The 15085-nt window shown below is 64.5% G+C and carries 13 protein-coding genes and 1 other RNA gene; 12 read left to right on the top strand and 2 right to left on the bottom strand.

The annotated features are described in order from the left end of the window. Positions 1-133: 133 nt before the first annotated feature. Complete coding sequence (gene trxA / locus FA94_RS10390; protein ID WP_035550463.1) at positions 134-460, bottom strand: thioredoxin TrxA; 327 nt, start codon at positions 458-460, stop codon at positions 134-136. 464 nt (positions 461-924) lie between these two features. Between trxA and ffs the strand changes: the two genes are divergently transcribed. The 8 genes from ffs to FA94_RS10355 all read left to right on the top strand — a co-directional run bounded on the left by ffs (position 925) and on the right by FA94_RS10355 (position 9795). Beyond that, an RNA gene (ffs, locus tag FA94_RS37550) (signal recognition particle sRNA small type) lies at positions 925-1023 on the top strand. Between the two features lie 239 nt (positions 1024-1262). Continuing rightward, the gene (gene dnaX, locus FA94_RS10385) at positions 1263-4052 is read left to right on the top strand and encodes a DNA polymerase III subunit gamma/tau (RefSeq protein ID WP_035550461.1); all 2790 of its coding nucleotides are present in this window, start codon (positions 1263-1265) and stop codon (positions 4050-4052) included. Positions 4053-4144: 92 nt separating this feature from the next. After that, the gene (locus FA94_RS10380) at positions 4145-4471 is read left to right on the top strand and encodes a YbaB/EbfC family nucleoid-associated protein (RefSeq protein WP_007182071.1); all 327 of its coding nucleotides are present in this window, start codon (positions 4145-4147) and stop codon (positions 4469-4471) included. Positions 4472-4727: 256 nt separating this feature from the next. Beyond that, a complete protein-coding gene (gene recR, locus FA94_RS10375; RefSeq protein WP_035550459.1) occupies positions 4728-5324 on the top strand; it encodes a recombination mediator RecR in 597 nt (198 codons plus the stop codon). 133 nt (positions 5325-5457) lie between these two features. Next, positions 5458-6732 (top strand): CaiB/BaiF CoA transferase family protein, encoded by a 1275-nt coding sequence (locus FA94_RS10370; protein ID WP_035550456.1) that lies wholly within the window; start codon positions 5458-5460, stop codon positions 6730-6732. A gap of 135 nt (positions 6733-6867) precedes the next feature. Next, positions 6868-7905 carry an ABC transporter substrate-binding protein gene (locus FA94_RS10365; RefSeq protein ID WP_035550452.1) on the top strand — a complete coding sequence of 346 codons (1038 nt, stop codon included), beginning with the start codon at positions 6868-6870 and terminating at the stop codon, positions 7903-7905. Between the two features lie 162 nt (positions 7906-8067). After that, positions 8068-8880, top strand: coding sequence for an ABC transporter ATP-binding protein (locus FA94_RS10360; RefSeq protein WP_035550450.1), 813 nt, complete (start codon positions 8068-8070; stop codon positions 8878-8880). Positions 8881-8970: 90 nt separating this feature from the next. Beyond that, positions 8971-9795, top strand: a complete 825-nt coding sequence (locus FA94_RS10355; protein ID WP_035550447.1) for an ABC transporter permease — start codon at positions 8971-8973, stop codon at positions 9793-9795. A 145-nt stretch (positions 9796-9940) separates the two neighbouring features. Here the strand turns inward: FA94_RS10355 and FA94_RS10350 are convergent, their stop codons facing one another. Further along, entirely contained in the window at positions 9941-10915 is a 975-nt protein-coding gene (locus FA94_RS10350) for an NADPH:quinone oxidoreductase family protein (RefSeq protein WP_035550445.1), read from the bottom strand. 292 nt (positions 10916-11207) lie between these two features. Between FA94_RS10350 and surE the strand changes: the two genes are divergently transcribed. From surE to rpoS, 4 genes are read left to right on the top strand one after another with little or no spacing between them, the layout of a single operon-like run. Then, positions 11208-11966, top strand: a complete 759-nt coding sequence (gene surE / locus FA94_RS10345) for a 5'/3'-nucleotidase SurE (protein ID WP_035550443.1) — start codon at positions 11208-11210, stop codon at positions 11964-11966. Then, positions 11963-13054: a protein-L-isoaspartate(D-aspartate) O-methyltransferase gene (locus tag FA94_RS10340; RefSeq protein ID WP_035550440.1), complete on the top strand. Its 1092-nt coding sequence runs from the start codon at positions 11963-11965 to the stop codon at positions 13052-13054. Before surE ends, FA94_RS10340 begins: the two co-directional genes overlap by 4 nt. A gap of 5 nt (positions 13055-13059) precedes the next feature. Continuing rightward, complete coding sequence (locus FA94_RS10335) at positions 13060-13989, top strand: peptidoglycan DD-metalloendopeptidase family protein (RefSeq protein WP_035550437.1); 930 nt, start codon at positions 13060-13062, stop codon at positions 13987-13989. 11 nt (positions 13990-14000) lie between these two features. Beyond that, positions 14001-15083 (top strand): RNA polymerase sigma factor RpoS, encoded by a 1083-nt coding sequence (gene rpoS / locus FA94_RS10330; RefSeq protein ID WP_035550435.1) that lies wholly within the window; start codon positions 14001-14003, stop codon positions 15081-15083. Positions 15084-15085 lie beyond the last annotated feature (2 nt).

Here is a 15085-nt window from a genome sequence, read left to right as displayed (position 1 = left end):
ATAGCACACGCCAATTTCCGTCAGTGCGACGGCATGGCATCTTTCTTGTTGAGCGTGTTGCCGACTGACAACATGCTCAACTCAGCGCACATGCGGACCGCGAGGGGTCCGCTGCACGCCGATGCGCATTGCTTTACAGGTTGCCGTCGAGGAACGCGGTGAGTTGCGACTTCGACAGTGCGCCGACTTTCTGCGCGGCGACTGCGCCGTTCTTGAAGAGGATCAGCGTGGGGATACCGCGCACCCCGAACTTGACCGGCGTCGATTGATGTTCGTCGACGTTGATCTTGGCGATTTGCAGGCGATCGGCATAATCCTTCGCGACTTCGTCGAGGATCGGCGCGATCATCTTGCACGGACCGCACCATTCAGCCCAGAAATCGAGCAGCACGGGTTTATCGGATTTCACGACGTCCTGTTCGAACGATGCGTCGCTAATATGCTTGATGTTTTCGCTCATTGTATGAATACCTCTATCGGTTCGAGGCCCGCCTGAATTGCTCGCCACGATACGTCAAAATCTAGGGAAACTTCCGTTCGCTTTGCCGCAATCGGAGCCCCACCGACACACGCCTGACAAGTCGTCGACTTATGCTGACATGCGCGGAAGGCACGCGCTTGCGGGTCATCCGTACGGCAGTTTAGCTTAATTCGCTATGCGTTGCCGGGGGCGATAGTACTCATCAGGAGCAGTGGGGGCCGACACCTGCCGATGAATCGCCGCGACGTTTTACTGACCGCCACGCAGCCTATCTGGTGGCGGGCGCGGCAAACACAAGTGCGCGGCACGCGCCGGTTGCGCGCAGCGCGTTGCGTTGCCTTTGCGTTGTCTAGAACGTGCGAAGGTTGCGATTCGGCGCGTCGATGTCACTTTGATCGTATTAACAGTCGCGCGACGGCCCAAGCGGTGATAGAATGTTTCGTGACGGGCCTCCTCGCATGGAGGGATGGTCAATCTGGTCAGGTCGGGAACGAAGCAGCCACAGCCGTTTTCCACCAGTGCCGAGGGTTAGGCTCGTCACCTTCATTTTTTCTGTTTTGTCGTCGTTTTTCTCCGCGTCACCTCCCATCTCCTGTTTTACCCTGAGCTATGCGCAATGCCGCAATTCTCATGCATGCCGTGAGATCGCAATCGCGTTTTCCGCTCGTCCCCGCCATTTTTTTCTATCGGTCCGTTAGCCCGTTTCAATGAAGCGGTCACACGCGTTCGCGCGCCGTCTCGAATCGGTTTTGCGCGGCATCGTTACTGATACAATTTCCGGATGACCTATCAAGTTCTCGCACGCAAATGGCGGCCGAAGGATTTCGCTTCGCTCGTCGGACAGGAGCACGTGGTGCGCGCGCTCACGCACGCGCTCGACGGCGGCCGTCTGCACCATGCCTATCTGTTTACCGGTACGCGCGGCGTCGGCAAAACCACGCTGTCGCGCATCTTCGCCAAGGCGCTGAATTGCGAAACCGGCGTGACGTCCACGCCGTGCGGCGTGTGCCGCGCGTGCCGCGAGATCGACGAAGGGCGTTTCGTCGATTATGTGGAGATGGACGCGGCGAGTAATCGCGGTGTCGACGAAATGGCGGCGCTGCTGGAGCGCGCGGTTTATGCGCCGGTCGACGCGCGCTTCAAGGTCTACATGATCGACGAAGTGCACATGCTCACCAACCACGCCTTCAACGCGATGTTGAAGACGCTGGAAGAACCGCCCGCGCACGTCAAGTTCATTCTCGCCACCACCGACCCGCAAAAGATTCCGGTCACGGTGTTGTCGCGCTGTCTGCAGTTCAATCTGAAGCAGATGCCGGCGGGCCATATCGTGTCGCATCTCGAGCACATTCTCGGCGAAGAGAAGGTGCCGTTCGACGCGCAGGCGCTGCGCCTGCTCGCGCGCGCTGCCGACGGCTCGATGCGCGACGCGCTGTCGCTGACCGATCAGGCGATCGCGTACTCGGCCAATCAGGTCAATGAAGAAGCGGTGCGCGGCATGCTCGGCGCGCTCGATCAGAGTTACCTGATCCGCCTGCTCGACGCGCTCGCCGACGGCGACGGCGCGGCGGTGCTCGCGGTTGCCGACGAGATGGCGCTGCGCAGTCTGTCGTTTTCGACCGCGTTGCAGGATCTGGCGAGCTTGCTGCATCGAATCGCTTGGGCGCAGTTCGCGCCGTCGTCGGTGCTGGACGAGTGGCCGGAGGCGGCCGATCTGCGTCGTTTCGCGGACGCGCTCAGCGCCGAGCACGTGCAGTTGTTCTATCAGATCGCAACGATCGGCCGCAGTGAGTTGGGCCTCGCGCCCGATGAATACGCCGGTTTCACGATGACGTTGCTGCGCATGCTGGCGTTCGAACCGGCGCCTACGGGCGGCGGTGGCGGCGCGGTGGGCGCGAGCCGTGCGCCGGGGGCGGCGGGTGCCGGTGGTGCAAGGCGCGCCGGTGCGCCGGCGGTGGCCGCGCAGCAGGGCGCAATGGGTTCCTCGGCCGGAGCTGCGGCTGTATTGGCTGCGGCCGTAGCGTCGCCGTCGGCGGCGAGTTCGCGCGAAACGATGGTCGCACCGGTGTCGAACAGCGAGTCGCAGACTCGTCGTGCGATGGAGACACCGCGTGTCGCGCCCGGAACGGCGGCCGCATCGGCGACCGCGACAACTGAGGTGGTGTCTGCCACTGCCACTAATGCTGCCGAGGCAACTCCGCTGGCGCCGTGGGACGATGCACCCGTTGAATCCACGGCGAACGAAACGCCTGCGGCGTCGGGTGTGAACGCCGCGACCGCAGTTGATGGCTCAGCAGCATCTGACGTGAGCGCCAAGGCCAAATCTGAAGTCTCGGCAGTCAATGACATCGACGGCACGGCTGCTTCAGATATCTCTGCAACGCCTGACGTCGACGTTCCGGCTACTTCAGAAGCCGCCGCAGCGTCTGACCTGAACGCCCCGATTGCATCCGAAGCTGCCGCGCCCGGCCTTCATGCCCCGGCTGCGATGGAAGTCCCCGCGGCATCGGACAACCTCAGCGCCTCCATCGCAGCACAAGCTTCCTCCGCATCCAGCAGCCTCGAACATCAGCAACCCGCGTCGGCACCCACCGCACCTGCAACCGCCGCGTTCGCTCGCGCGGAAGAGGCCGCGTCCGCCGTCGCATCGCAGGAACCGTCGCCTGTCGCCGACGTCCCGCCGCGTCGTGCCGGCGGAGCAAGCGCCGCGCTCGACGTCCTGCGCAGTGCCGGTTTGAAAGTCTCGTCGGATCGTGGCCGCGCCCCAGCAGCGGCCGCCGCGCCCACGCCGAAACCCGCCGCACCGCGCGTCGTCGTCCCGGTGCCGACGCCAGGCGCGCCACGCCGCGCGCCGCAGCAAGACGCGGCGCCGGCCGCTCCCGCTCCGCGCGCAGCGTCGCCCGCCCAACGCGATGGCGCCCAAAGCAACGGCGCCGAGCAGAGCGGTTCGCCGGTGGCTCCGTGGGACGACATGCCGCCCGACGACTATATGCCGTTGTCGGCCTCGGACGACGGCTACTACGGCCCGCCCGACGACAGCTACATGCCGGTCTTCGACAGCGGTCCGGACGACGTGCGCATGAACGCCGCGCCCGCGCCGTCGCCCGCGCCGGCGATCGACAAACGCCCGCTGCCGGCCGCCGTGCCGCTCGACCCGTTGGGTTTCAATGGCGACTGGCCGGCGCTTGCCGTCGACCTCCCGCTCAAGGGCATTTCCTATCAACTCGCGTTCAACAGCGAACTGATGGTGCTCGAAGGCAACACGCTCAAACTGAACGTGCCGGTGCCGCAGTACGCGGAAGCGTCGCAGGTCGCCAAACTGAAAAGCGCGCTCGCCGACAAGCTCGGCCGCAACGTCGAAGTGCTGGTCGAAGTCGGCGCGGCCCGCCGCACCGCCGCCGCGCACGACGCCGCGACGCGCGCGCAGCGCCAGCAGGAAGCGGAGCGCGAGATCGGCGCCGATCCGTTCGTGCAGTCGTTGATCCGCGAGTTCGGCGCGAGCATCGTGCCCGGCTCGATCCGCCCGATTTCACCGGACGCCGGCTCAGCCGGCGCGCCGTCGGTCCACTGATTCGCCGCGCGGTAAGCCGGTAGGCCGACAGGCCCTAACGTGCGGAACGCGCCCGATTTCCGAATTTCACGCTATCTAGAAGGAGCATGTCCATGATGAAAGGTCAACTCGCCGGGCTGATGAAGCAAGCCCAGCAGATGCAGGAAAACATGAAGAAGATGCAGGAGCAACTCGCTCTGATCGAAGTCGAAGGGCAGTCGGGCGCCGGTCTCGTGAAGGTGACGATGACCTGCAAGAACGACGTGCGCCGCGTCTCGATCGACCCGAGCCTGCTCGCCGACGACAAGGACATGCTGGAAGACCTCGTCGCCGCTGCGTTCAACGACGCCGTGCGCAAGGCCGAAGCCACCGCCCAGGAAAAAATGGGCGGCATGACCTCGGGCCTGCCGCTGCCGCCGGGCTTCAAATTGCCGTTCTGAACGACACCGCCGCAAGGCGGAGTCGGCGCCGCGGCTGTCGGAGCCACGGTGCGAACGGAACGCGCGAACCGCGCATGCTGGCAGTGCAGCATCCGCGGCGCGCCTGTTCCGGTAGGACACAAACCGGCTGCGGTTCGCTGGAGGTTCGCATCGTGCGTGCCTCGCATGCGAACCCAGGCCGCGATGGTAGAAACCGATTGCCTCAACCGCATCGTGATCCGCCCACCCGGGCCATTCCACTTCGACGCCGATCCGCATGAAACAACCTTCCGCCTTGTCGGCGCTCGTCGAAGCGCTGCGCGCGCTGCCCGGTGTCGGGCCGAAGTCGGCGCAACGCATGGCCTATCACCTGATGCAGCACGACCGCGACGGCGCTGAAAAACTCGGCCGCTCGCTGCTGTTCGCGACCGAGCATCTGCAGCACTGCGAGAAGTGCAACACCTTCACCGAGGCACAGATCTGCGAGACCTGTCTCGACGAGGAGCGCGATCCTTCGCTGCTGTGTGTCGTCGAAACGCCAGCCGACCAGATCATGCTCGAGCAGACCATGACCTATCGCGGCCTCTATTTCGTGTTGATGGGACGGCTCAGTCCGCTCGACGGTGTCGGCCCCAAGGAAATTCATTTCGACCGGCTGGTCAGGCGCGCGTCGGACGGCGTCGTGAAGGAAGTCGTGCTGGCCACCAATTTCACTAACGAAGGCGAAGCCACCGCGCACTACCTCGGGCAAACGTTCAAGGCGCGCGGTCTCGCGGTCACGCGTCTGGCGCGTGGCGTGCCGGTGGGCGGCGAGCTGGAATACGTCGACGCCGGCACGATTGCCCGCGCGATGCTCGACCGTCGCTCGATGTAACGCTCGTCTCCGCTGCATCGCTGCATCGCGCGCGGCGGCGTCGCAAAAGCTTTCGTCGCGAACGCGTGCGCCGCCAGCGCGTCCGGTCGTCGCGGTGCACGCCGCGTAGCCCAGCCTAGAACCAAGGAGACCCATGAGCGCCACTCCCGAATCCCACGTGAACGCCGCGCCTGAAGACATCCCCGGCGCGCAGGCCACCCAAACCCAACCCCCCGCCGGCCCGCTCGCGGGCGTCAAGGTGCTGGAACTTGGCACGCTGATCGCCGGCCCGTTCGCCGCGCGTTTTCTCGGCGAGTTCGGCGCCGAGGTCATCAAGATCGAAGATCCCAAGGGCGGCGACCCGCTGCGCAAATGGCGCAAGCTTTATCCGGAAGTCGGCGGTACGTCCCTGTGGTGGGCCGTGCAGGCGCGCAACAAGAAATCCATCACCATCAATCTGAAGGCCGAAGAGGGCAAGGAAATCGTGCGACGTCTCGCGAAAGAAGCGGACATCGTCGTCGAAAATTTCCGGCCGGGTTTGCTCGAGAAACTCGGGCTTGGCTATGACGTGCTGTCCGCGGAAAACCCCGGCCTCGTGATGGTGCGTCTGTCCGGCTACGGCCAGACCGGACCGTATCGCGACCGGCCCGGTTTCGGCGCGATCGCCGAGTCGATGGGCGGCCTGCGCCATATCACCGGCTATCCGGATTTGCCGCCGCCGCGCATCGGCATTTCGATCGGCGATTCGATCGCCGCGCTGCACGGCGTGATCGGCGCGCTAATGGCGCTGCATCACAAGCAGGTGAACGGCGGCAAAGGGCAGGTGGTCGACGTCGCGCTGTACGAGGCCGTCTTCAACATGATGGAAAGCGTGGTGCCCGAATACGGCGTGTACGGCATGGTGCGCGAGCGCACCGGCGCATCGCTGCCGGGTATCGTGCCTTCGAATACGTATCCGTGCCGCGACGGCAGCATCGTGATTGGCGGCAATAGCGATCCGATCTTCAAGCGCCTGATGGTGGCGATCGAACGCGACGATCTCGCGAACGATCCCGGCCTCGCGCATAACGACGGGCGCGTGCCGCGTACGTTGGAAATCGACGCCGCGATCGCCACCTGGCTCGCCACGCGCACCATCGACGAAGCGCTTGCGGTACTGAATGCCGCCGACGTGCCGGTCGGGCGCATTTATAGCGTCGCGGATATGTTCACTGATCCGCAGTTCATGGCGCGTCAGATGATCCAGCGCTTCAAGTGGCAGGACGGCAAGGAAATCACGCTGCCGGCGGTCACGCCGAAGCTCTCGGCCACCCCCGGCCAAACGCGCTGGCTGGGTCCCGAACTGGGTGAACATACCGATGAAGTCCTGCAATCGCTAGGTTATGATGCTGACGACATTGCAAGGTTGCACGCGCAACAGATCGTCTGAATGCGATTGAGTTGCGCGCGCGCTTTTGCGAAGGGTGCGCGAGCAGTGAAACGAACACCGCTTCAAACGCGGCGCCCACGAGCGTCGCGGTAAAAAGAAAAAACCGGACAACAAAAAGTTTGGAGACATCAGACCATGCAACGCAGATCTTTCCTCGCCGGCACGGCCGCGCTTGCGGGCGCCTCGCTCGGCGTCTCGCCGCTCGCTTTCGCGCAGGGCAAACCTGAAACGTCCAAAGTCGCGATCGCGGTCGGCGGCAAGAATCTGTTCTATTACCTGCCGCTCACCATTGCGGAGCGTCGCAATTATTTCAAGGACGAAGGGCTCGACGTCGAAATCTCCGATTTCGCGGGTGGTTCGCAAGCCTTGAAGGCGGCCGTGGGCGGCAGTGCGGACGTGGTGTCCGGCGCGTTCGAACACACCTTGCTGTTGCAGGCGCAGAAGCAGATGTTCCGCGAGTTCGTGCTGCAGGGCCGTGCGCCGCAAATCGTGCTCGCGGTGTCGAAGAAAACACTGCCGAATTACAAATCCATCGCCGATCTGAAGGGCAAGAAAATCGGCGTGACCGCGCCGGGTTCGTCGACCTCGATCATGGCGAGCTTCGTGTTGGCGAAGGCCGGATTGAGCGCGAAAGACGTCGCGTTTATCGGCGTGGGCGCGGGCGCCGGCGCGATCGCCGCGTTGCAGTCGGGGCAGATCGACGCGATCGCCAATCTCGATCCGGTGATGACCAAGCTCGAACGCACCGGCGAGATTCGCGTCGTGTCGGACACGCGCACGCTGGCCGATACGCGCAGCGTGTTCGGCGGCGACATGCCGGCAGGCTGCCTGTACGCGTCGCAGAGTTTCATCGCGAAGAATCCGAACACCACGCAGGCGCTGACCAATGCCATGGTGCGCGCGCTCAAGTGGCTGCAAACGGCGACCGGCAGCGAGCTGATCAATACCGTGCCGGAAGGCTATCTGCTCGGCGACCGCGCGGTCTATCTGGACGCCTGGCAGCACGTGAAGGAAGCCATGTCGCCCGACGGCCTGATGCCCGTCGACGGTCCCGCGACCTCGTTGAAGACCTTGCAGGCGTTCGACCCGGCGGTGCAGGGCAAGCCGATCGATCTGTCGAAGACGTGGACCAACGACTTCGTGAAAAAAGCGCTGGCGACCGTCAAGGCGTAAGCGCCGCGACGCGTACAAGGTCGACGGCGACGACGTGCGCCGCTGTTGCGCGTTTCGCAAGCGGCCGCGCCGTCGCGATGTCGCGCCGTCATGCCATTACGACGCCACGTGCCACGACGACTTCTAAAGCCTCAACCGACCTCCGAACAAGCGAGCTGAACGATGACCGTTGCCGCCCTGGCGCTCGACAACATCACCTGCACGTTCGCTGCGCGCGACAACCGCGCGCAGCGCTACACGGCCGTGAAGGACACCACGTTACGCATCGCGCCGGGCGAGTTCGTCTCGGTGGTCGGGCCGACCGGTTGCGGCAAGTCCACCTTGCTGAATGTCGGCGCCGGTCTGCTTGAGCCGTCGTCGGGCACGGTCAGCGTATTCGGCGAGCCGCTCAAGGGCATCAACCGCCGTGCCGGCTACATGTTCCAGGCGGACGCGCTCATGCCATGGCGCCCGGCTATCGATAACGTGATGGCCGGCCTCGCGTTTCACGGCGTGCCGCCGGTCGAAGCCCGTGCCAAAGCCGACGAATGGCTGAAGCGCGTCGGCCTCGGCGGTTTCGGCGACCGCTATCCGCATCAGTTGTCGGGCGGCATGCGCAAGCGCGTCGCGATGGCGCAGACGCTGATTCTCGATCCCGACATCATCCTGATGGACGAGCCGTTTTCCGCGCTCGATATCCAGACGCGTCAGTTGATGGAAAACGAGTTGCTCGACCTGTGGGCGGCAAAACGCAAAGCGGTGCTGTTCATCACGCACGATCTCGACGAAGCCATCGCGATGTCAGATCGCGTGGTGGTGCTGTCGGCGGGACCGGGCACGCATCCGATCGGCGAATTCACGATCGATCTGCCGCGTCCGCGCGACGTCGCCGAAATCCGTGCGCATCCGCGTTTCGTCGAATTGCACGCGCAGATCTGGAGCGTGCTGCGCGATGAGGTGCTGAAGGGCTATCAGCAGCAACTGACGGCCGTTTAGACGCGACTGTGCCGGTATCGCGCCGGGGTAAGAAAGCGCGGCATGAGCGTCTGAACGTAGGCTAATCCATCGTCGAAGGCAAACCGAGTCATGTGGAAGACGTTGCGCCCGAACCGGGCGAATCTGGTGATCTGGCAATGGCTGCTGCTGGTGCTGTGTTTCGTGCTCTGGTACGTGCTGACCAGTCCGACGCTGCTGCCGCCGTTCTATTTCGACGATCCGAACAAGGCTGCGTTCTTCTTCGGCGAGCCGCAGAAGGTGCTGCAGCGCATCTGGGAGTGGTTCACGGGCGGCGAGATCTATCTGCACCTGTGGATCACGCTGGTCGAGACCGTGCTTGCGTTCGCGCTCGGCACTGGGCTCGGACTCGGCGTCGGTTTGTGGCTCGCGCTGTCGCCGCTGGCGAGCGCGCTGTTCGATCCGTACATCAAAGCCGCCAACTCGATGCCGCGCGTGATTCTCGCGCCGATCTTCGGCGTCTGGTTCGGTCTGGGCATCTGGTCGAAGGTCGCGCTCGGCGTCACGCTGGTGTTCTTTATCGTGTTCTTCAACGTCTACCAGGGTGTGAAGGAAGTCAGTCCGGTGGTGCTCGCCAACGCCCGCATGCTCGGCGCGAACCGCAAGCAGTTGTTGCGCTTCGTGTATTTGCCGAGCGCGATGAGCTGGGTGTTTTCGAGCTTGCATACGGCGGTGGGGCTGGCGTTCGTCGGCTCGGTGGTGGGGGAGTATCTGGGCTCGGCGCGCGGCGTCGGCTATCTGATTCTGCAAGCCGAAGGCACCTTCGACATCAACACGGTGTTCGCCGGGATTCTGGTGTTGACCGCCTTCGCGCTGATTCTCGATGCGATTGTCGGCGTCGGCGAGCGGCGTTTGATGAAGTGGCAACCGAAATCGGGCGAGACGGAAAAGTTGTAGGCGCAACGATAGCGAGGCGCAAAAGAAACGGCGCGTGGTTTGAAAACCGCGCGCCGTTTTTTTGGGTTTTTAAGGCTGTTTTGTAAGGCCGCTGTTCGACGGTTCGCTGCGCTTCAGGCAGCACCGTCCGGCAACAGCCCGAAGGCTACGGCGTAATCACCACCTTGCCGATCACACGCCGCTCGGCCATATCACGCAATGCGCGGCCGGTGTCTTCCAGCGCGTAGCGCGCCGACACGTACGGCTTGAGCTTGCCTTCGCCGATCCACTGGGTCATCTGCTGGAACGCCGCGTGATTGCGCTGCGGCTCGCGCTTCGCAAAATCGCCCCAGAAAACGCCGACCAGACTCGCGCCCTTGAGCAGCGTCAGATTGAGCGGCAGCTTCGGAATCTCGCCATTGGCAAAGCCGACCACCAGATAGCGTCCGCGCCAGCCGATGCTGCGGAACGCCGGCTCCGCGTAAATGCCGCCGACCGGGTCGTAGATCACGTCGGGACCTTTGCCGTCGGTGAGCGCCTTGATGCGCTCGCGCAGGTCTTCGGTGCTGTAGTTGATCGTCGCGTCCGCGCCGTGCTTCACGCAGGTGGCGAGCTTCTCGTCGCTCGATGCCGCCGCGATCACGCGCGCGCCGAGCGCCTTGCCGATCTCGACCGCCGCGAGGCCGACGCCGCCGGCCGCGCCGAGCACCAGCATCGTCTCGCCGGCCTGCAAGGCGCCACGATCGACCACCGCGTGATGCGAGGTGCCATACGCGAGCGTGAACGCCGCGGCGACATCGAAGTCGACGCCGTCCGCCAGCGGCACGCACGCGGCGGCCGGCGCCAGCGCCTGCTCCGCGAAGCCGCCCTGGCCGGTGAAGGCGATCACGCGCGAACCGGGTTTGAACTGGCTCACGTCGGCGCCGACCGCGCGCACCACGCCCGCGATTTCCGAGCCGGGCGTGAACGGCAGCGGCGGTTTGAACTGGTATTTGTTCTCGATGATCAGCACGTCGGGGAAATTGACGGCGGCGGCCTTGACATCGATCACCACGTGACCGGGCGGCGGCTCGAGGTCCGGCAGATTGTCGACGACCAGGCTCTCCGGCGGGCCGTATTGATTACAGCGAATCGCGCGCATCGTGTCTCCATATCGATCAGGGTCTTACTGGGGATTTTCTTCGAGGTGCGGCAAGCGTGTCGAGTGTAAAACAATCCGCACGACCGTGCGTTTTTATCCTCGCGGCGCTCACGATCGAGGGGGCGGGACGCGCTCGATAGGCATGCCGTCATGCGACCCGCGCCGGTGGTCATCACCCTCGCATGTGCGTCGTGCATACGGGGCGGAGGCGGGGCGAACACGAGGCGAACACGAGGCGAACACGGGCCGCCGTGTCGTCCGCGCGCCATCTTTCCTCGGTTACAATCGCCGCATGCGAATCCTACTCAGCAACGACGACGGTTATCTGGCGCCAGGCCTTGCTGCGCTTTACGAAGCGCTCAAGCCGATCGCAGACGTCACCGTGATGGCTCCCGAACAGAATTGCAGCGGCGCGTCGAATTCCCTGACGCTGTCGCGGCCGCTCTCGGTCCTGCGTTCGGCGAACGGTTTCTACTACGTGAACGGCACGCCCACCGACTCGGTGCATATCGCGCTGACCGGCATGCTCGACCATACGCCCGACCTCGTAGTCTCCGGTATCAACAACGGTCAGAACATGGGCGAAGACACGCTGTATTCGGGCACCGTCGCCGCCGCTACGGAAGGCATCATGTTCGGCGTGCCGGCCATCGCGTTTTCGCTGGTCGACAAGGACTGGGTGCATCTCGACGACGCGGTGCGCGTCGCCACCGAGATCGTCGCGCATTATCTCGAACAGCCGTTGGCTGGGCATCCGTTGCTGAACGTGAACATTCCCAATCTGCCGTACGAGCAACTCAAAAGCTGGCAGATCACGCGTCTCGGCAAGCGGCATCCGTCGCAGCCGGTGATCCGCCAGACCAATCCGCGCGGCGAACCGATCTACTGGATCGGCCCGGCGGGCAGCGCGCGCGATGCGAGCGAAGGCACGGACTTCCACGCCGTCGCCAATGGCCACGTGTCGATCACGCCGCTGCAGCTCGACTTGACCCATACGCAAATGCTGCCCGCGGCGCGCGACTGGTTGCGCGCCGGCAGCAGCGCTTCATGACGAGCGAGCGCGCCAAGCGTTTTCCGCTCGGCCTCGAGGACCTGGTGCGCGAACCGCGCCGGCCCGAGGGGCGCCCGGGCGAAATACGCGCGGCGGCGTTGGCCGCGAGCGCGGCGCTGAATGCGCGGCAGCAGCCGGCGAAGAAGTCGCCGGCTAGCGCGGGCGGTAAGGCGCAAGCTAAGCCGCAAGTCAGCCCGCAAGCTAAGCCGCAAGCGACGGTGCAAGCACGAGCGCAGGTTCAGTCTCCGGTGCAGGCCAAGCCGCAAGTACCGTCCCAGCTCGTCACTTCGCCTAAGCCGCAAGCCGCGGCGTCAGCCAAAGCGCCGCTCAAACCCGCCATGCCGGGCTTGAGCACGCGCGCGGCTTCGCATCCGGCGCCATCGGCGAAACCCCGCGCGAGCGAGCGCACCGCCGCGCCGAACGTCGCATTGAACGGCGCCCTGGCACTGACTTCGGAACGGGTTCGCGAACGGATGGTCGAACGCCTGCGTGCGAACGGCGTGACCGATCAGCGCGTGTTGAACGCGATGTCGGTGGTGCCGCGTCACATGTTCGTCGACCCGGGCCTCGCGGCCCAGGCTTACGAAGATGCCGCGTTGCCGATCGGTCATCACCAGACGATCTCGAAGCCGTCGGTCGTCGCGCGAATGATCGAACTGGCCGCGGCCGGCCGCGCGTTGAACACGGTGCTCGAGATCGGCACGGGTTGCGGTTACCAGGCGGCGGTGCTGAGCCAGGTGGCGCGCGAGGTTTACTCGATCGAACGCATCAAGCCGCTGTCCGAACGCGCCAAGACAAACTTGCGTCCGCTGCGCATTCCGAACATTCGCCTGCATTACGGCGACGGGCGGCTAGGCTTGCCGGCGGCGGCGCCGTTCGACGCGATCCTGATCGCCGCGGCGGGGCTCGACGTACCGCCTGCATTACTTGAACAACTCGCGATCGGCGGCCGTCTGGTTGCGCCGGTCGGCTCGCAGGAAGGCCAGAATCAGGTGCTGACTCTGGTCGAGCGGACCGGACCCGCGCAATGGCGCGAGTCACGGCTTGATCGCGTTTTCTTTGTACCCTTAAAATCCGGAGTGATTTAACACCGATGAGTATGTTGCGCGCCATGCAAAGAACCAGCCTGAATGTCCCGATGACCGTAACCCAGCGTAGCGTGTGCGTGCTCGCCTTGTCCCTGCTGATGACGGCATGCGCGACGAGGCTCGACCAGGCGCCCGTGATCGACCGCTCCGGCAGCGGCGCGCTCGGCACGCAGGCTGCGCAGCCGCCGGTGCCGCTCGGCCCGCCGCCGCCCGGCTACTATCGCGTGAAGCCAGGCGACACGCTGTATCGGATCGCGCTGGAAAACGGCCAGAACTACCGCGACATCTCGACGTGGAACAATCTGACCAACCCGAATCAGATCGAAGTGGATCAGTTGCTGCGCGTGGTGCCGCCGGGTGCGAACACCGCGGCGCTGACGCCGGGTGTGTCGACCGCGCCGATCGGCAATGGCGGCGCCGTGCAAAGCGCGCCACTCGGCAGCACGCCGCCGGCCGTGGGTGCGGCAGCAGGTGTTGCCGCACCGCCGATCTACGGCTCGGGCGCGAACAACGCCTCGCTCACGCCGCCGGCGCCGGGCGCCGCCAGCGATTCGGGCGCCGCGGCCGGCAACGTGAGCTTCGCCTGGCCGGTGCGCGGGCCGCTCCTCGGCACCTTCAACGATTCGACCAACAAGGGCGTCAATATCGGCGGCGCGGCGGGCGACCCGGTGAAAGCCTCGGCGGATGGCCGGGTGGTTTATGCCGGAAATGGGCTGCGTGGTTACGGCAATCTCATTATCATCAAGCATGATGCAACTTATCTCACGGCGTATGCACACAACCGCGCTTTGATGGTAAAAGAGGGAGACGCGGTAACGAAGGGGCAGAAAATCGCTGAGATGGGCAATAGCGATTCCGACCGCGTGATGTTGCATTTCGAAGTTCGCCGGCAGGGTAAACCTGTCGACCCACTGAAGTATTTGCCGCCGCAATAAGCGAAACGACCATGCCGAAAACGAAGCGCCGCCCGCCGCAAGCCGAGTCTGGAAAGACCAGCCAAGCTGTATCCGCTTCGGTGGACGAAAGCGGCGCTTCGGAGGTGGAAGAAGAGATCGCCGAAGAGCGCGATCTCGACGAGCGTCAGAGCGGCGCGGAAGAGGGCGGCGACGCCCGCGAAAGCACGCCCGAAGCCGCGCCCGACGCCGACGATTTCCGCGCGCTGTTGCAAGCCGAGCTGACGGCCGACACCATTCAGCACTACCTGAACCGCATTAGCGTCAAGCCGCTGCTCACCGTCGAGGAAGAGCAGAAATACTCGCGTCTTGCGAAGGCCGGCGAGTTCGACGCGCGGCAGGTCATGATCGAGCGTAATTTGCGGCTCGTGGTCAGCATTGCCAAGGGTTATCTGAACCGCGGCGTGCCGCTGCTTGATCTGATCGAAGAGGGCAATCTCGGCCTGATGCACGCGATCGAAAAATTCGATCCGACGCGCGGCTTCCGCTTTTCGACTTACGCCACCTGGTGGATCCGCCAGAGCATCGAGCGCGCGATCATGAACCAGGCGCGCACCGTGCGTTTGCCTGTTCACGTGATTCGCGAGCTCAATCAGGTGCTGCGCGCCAAGCGCCATCTGGAAAAGAATTCGATGAACTCGGGTGAGGCGGCCGAGCGCCGTGACGCCAGCATCGACGACATTGCCTATCTGACCGGCAAGACCACCGACGAAGTCACCGACATCCTCGCGCTGAACGAACACACCGCGTCGCTGGACGCGCCGCTCGACCTCGATCCGGCCAGCAGCCTGCTCGACTTGCTGTCCGACGACCAGAGCCAGTCGCCGGACGCCGAAGTCCAGCATCGCGAACTGGAAACGCTCACGCGGGCGTGGCTCGCGCGCCTGTCGGACAAACATCGTCATGTGATCGAGCGCCGCTTTGGGCTCAACCACATCGAACCCGCCACGCTCGAAGAGCTGGCCGACGAAATGGGCCTCACGCGCGAGCGTGTGCGCCAGATCCAACAGGAAGCGCTGGTGCGTTTGAAGCGCTTCTTCGCCTCCAATGGCGTTCGCAAGGACGCCGTTCTCTAGAC

It is taken from the genome of Burkholderia sp. 9120 (genome assembly GCF_000745015.1).
Lineage (GTDB): Bacteria > Pseudomonadota > Gammaproteobacteria > Burkholderiales > Burkholderiaceae > Paraburkholderia.
This window is presented reverse-complemented; position numbering and strand designations above follow the sequence as displayed.

What these genes read in the sequence shown, in the direction of transcription:
- trxA (WP_035550463.1), bottom strand. Translation starts at nt 460, where the DNA reads ATGAGCGAAAACATCAAGCATATTAGCGACGCATCGTTCGAACAGGAC.
- dnaX (WP_035550461.1), top strand. Translation starts at nt 1,263, where the DNA reads ATGACCTATCAAGTTCTCGCACGCAAATGGCGGCCGAAGGATTTCGCT.
- FA94_RS10380 (WP_007182071.1), top strand. Translation starts at nt 4,145, where the DNA reads ATGATGAAAGGTCAACTCGCCGGGCTGATGAAGCAAGCCCAGCAGATG.
- recR (WP_035550459.1), top strand. Translation starts at nt 4,728, where the DNA reads ATGAAACAACCTTCCGCCTTGTCGGCGCTCGTCGAAGCGCTGCGCGCG.
- FA94_RS10370 (WP_035550456.1), top strand. Translation starts at nt 5,458, where the DNA reads ATGAGCGCCACTCCCGAATCCCACGTGAACGCCGCGCCTGAAGACATC.
- FA94_RS10365 (WP_035550452.1), top strand. Translation starts at nt 6,868, where the DNA reads ATGCAACGCAGATCTTTCCTCGCCGGCACGGCCGCGCTTGCGGGCGCC.
- FA94_RS10360 (WP_035550450.1), top strand. Translation starts at nt 8,068, where the DNA reads ATGACCGTTGCCGCCCTGGCGCTCGACAACATCACCTGCACGTTCGCT.
- FA94_RS10355 (WP_035550447.1), top strand. Translation starts at nt 8,971, where the DNA reads ATGTGGAAGACGTTGCGCCCGAACCGGGCGAATCTGGTGATCTGGCAA.
- FA94_RS10350 (WP_035550445.1), bottom strand. Translation starts at nt 10,915, where the DNA reads ATGCGCGCGATTCGCTGTAATCAATACGGCCCGCCGGAGAGCCTGGTC.
- surE (WP_035550443.1), top strand. Translation starts at nt 11,208, where the DNA reads ATGCGAATCCTACTCAGCAACGACGACGGTTATCTGGCGCCAGGCCTT.
- FA94_RS10340 (WP_035550440.1), top strand. Translation starts at nt 11,963, where the DNA reads ATGACGAGCGAGCGCGCCAAGCGTTTTCCGCTCGGCCTCGAGGACCTG.
- FA94_RS10335 (WP_035550437.1), top strand. Translation starts at nt 13,060, where the DNA reads ATGAGTATGTTGCGCGCCATGCAAAGAACCAGCCTGAATGTCCCGATG.
- rpoS (WP_035550435.1), top strand. Translation starts at nt 14,001, where the DNA reads ATGCCGAAAACGAAGCGCCGCCCGCCGCAAGCCGAGTCTGGAAAGACC.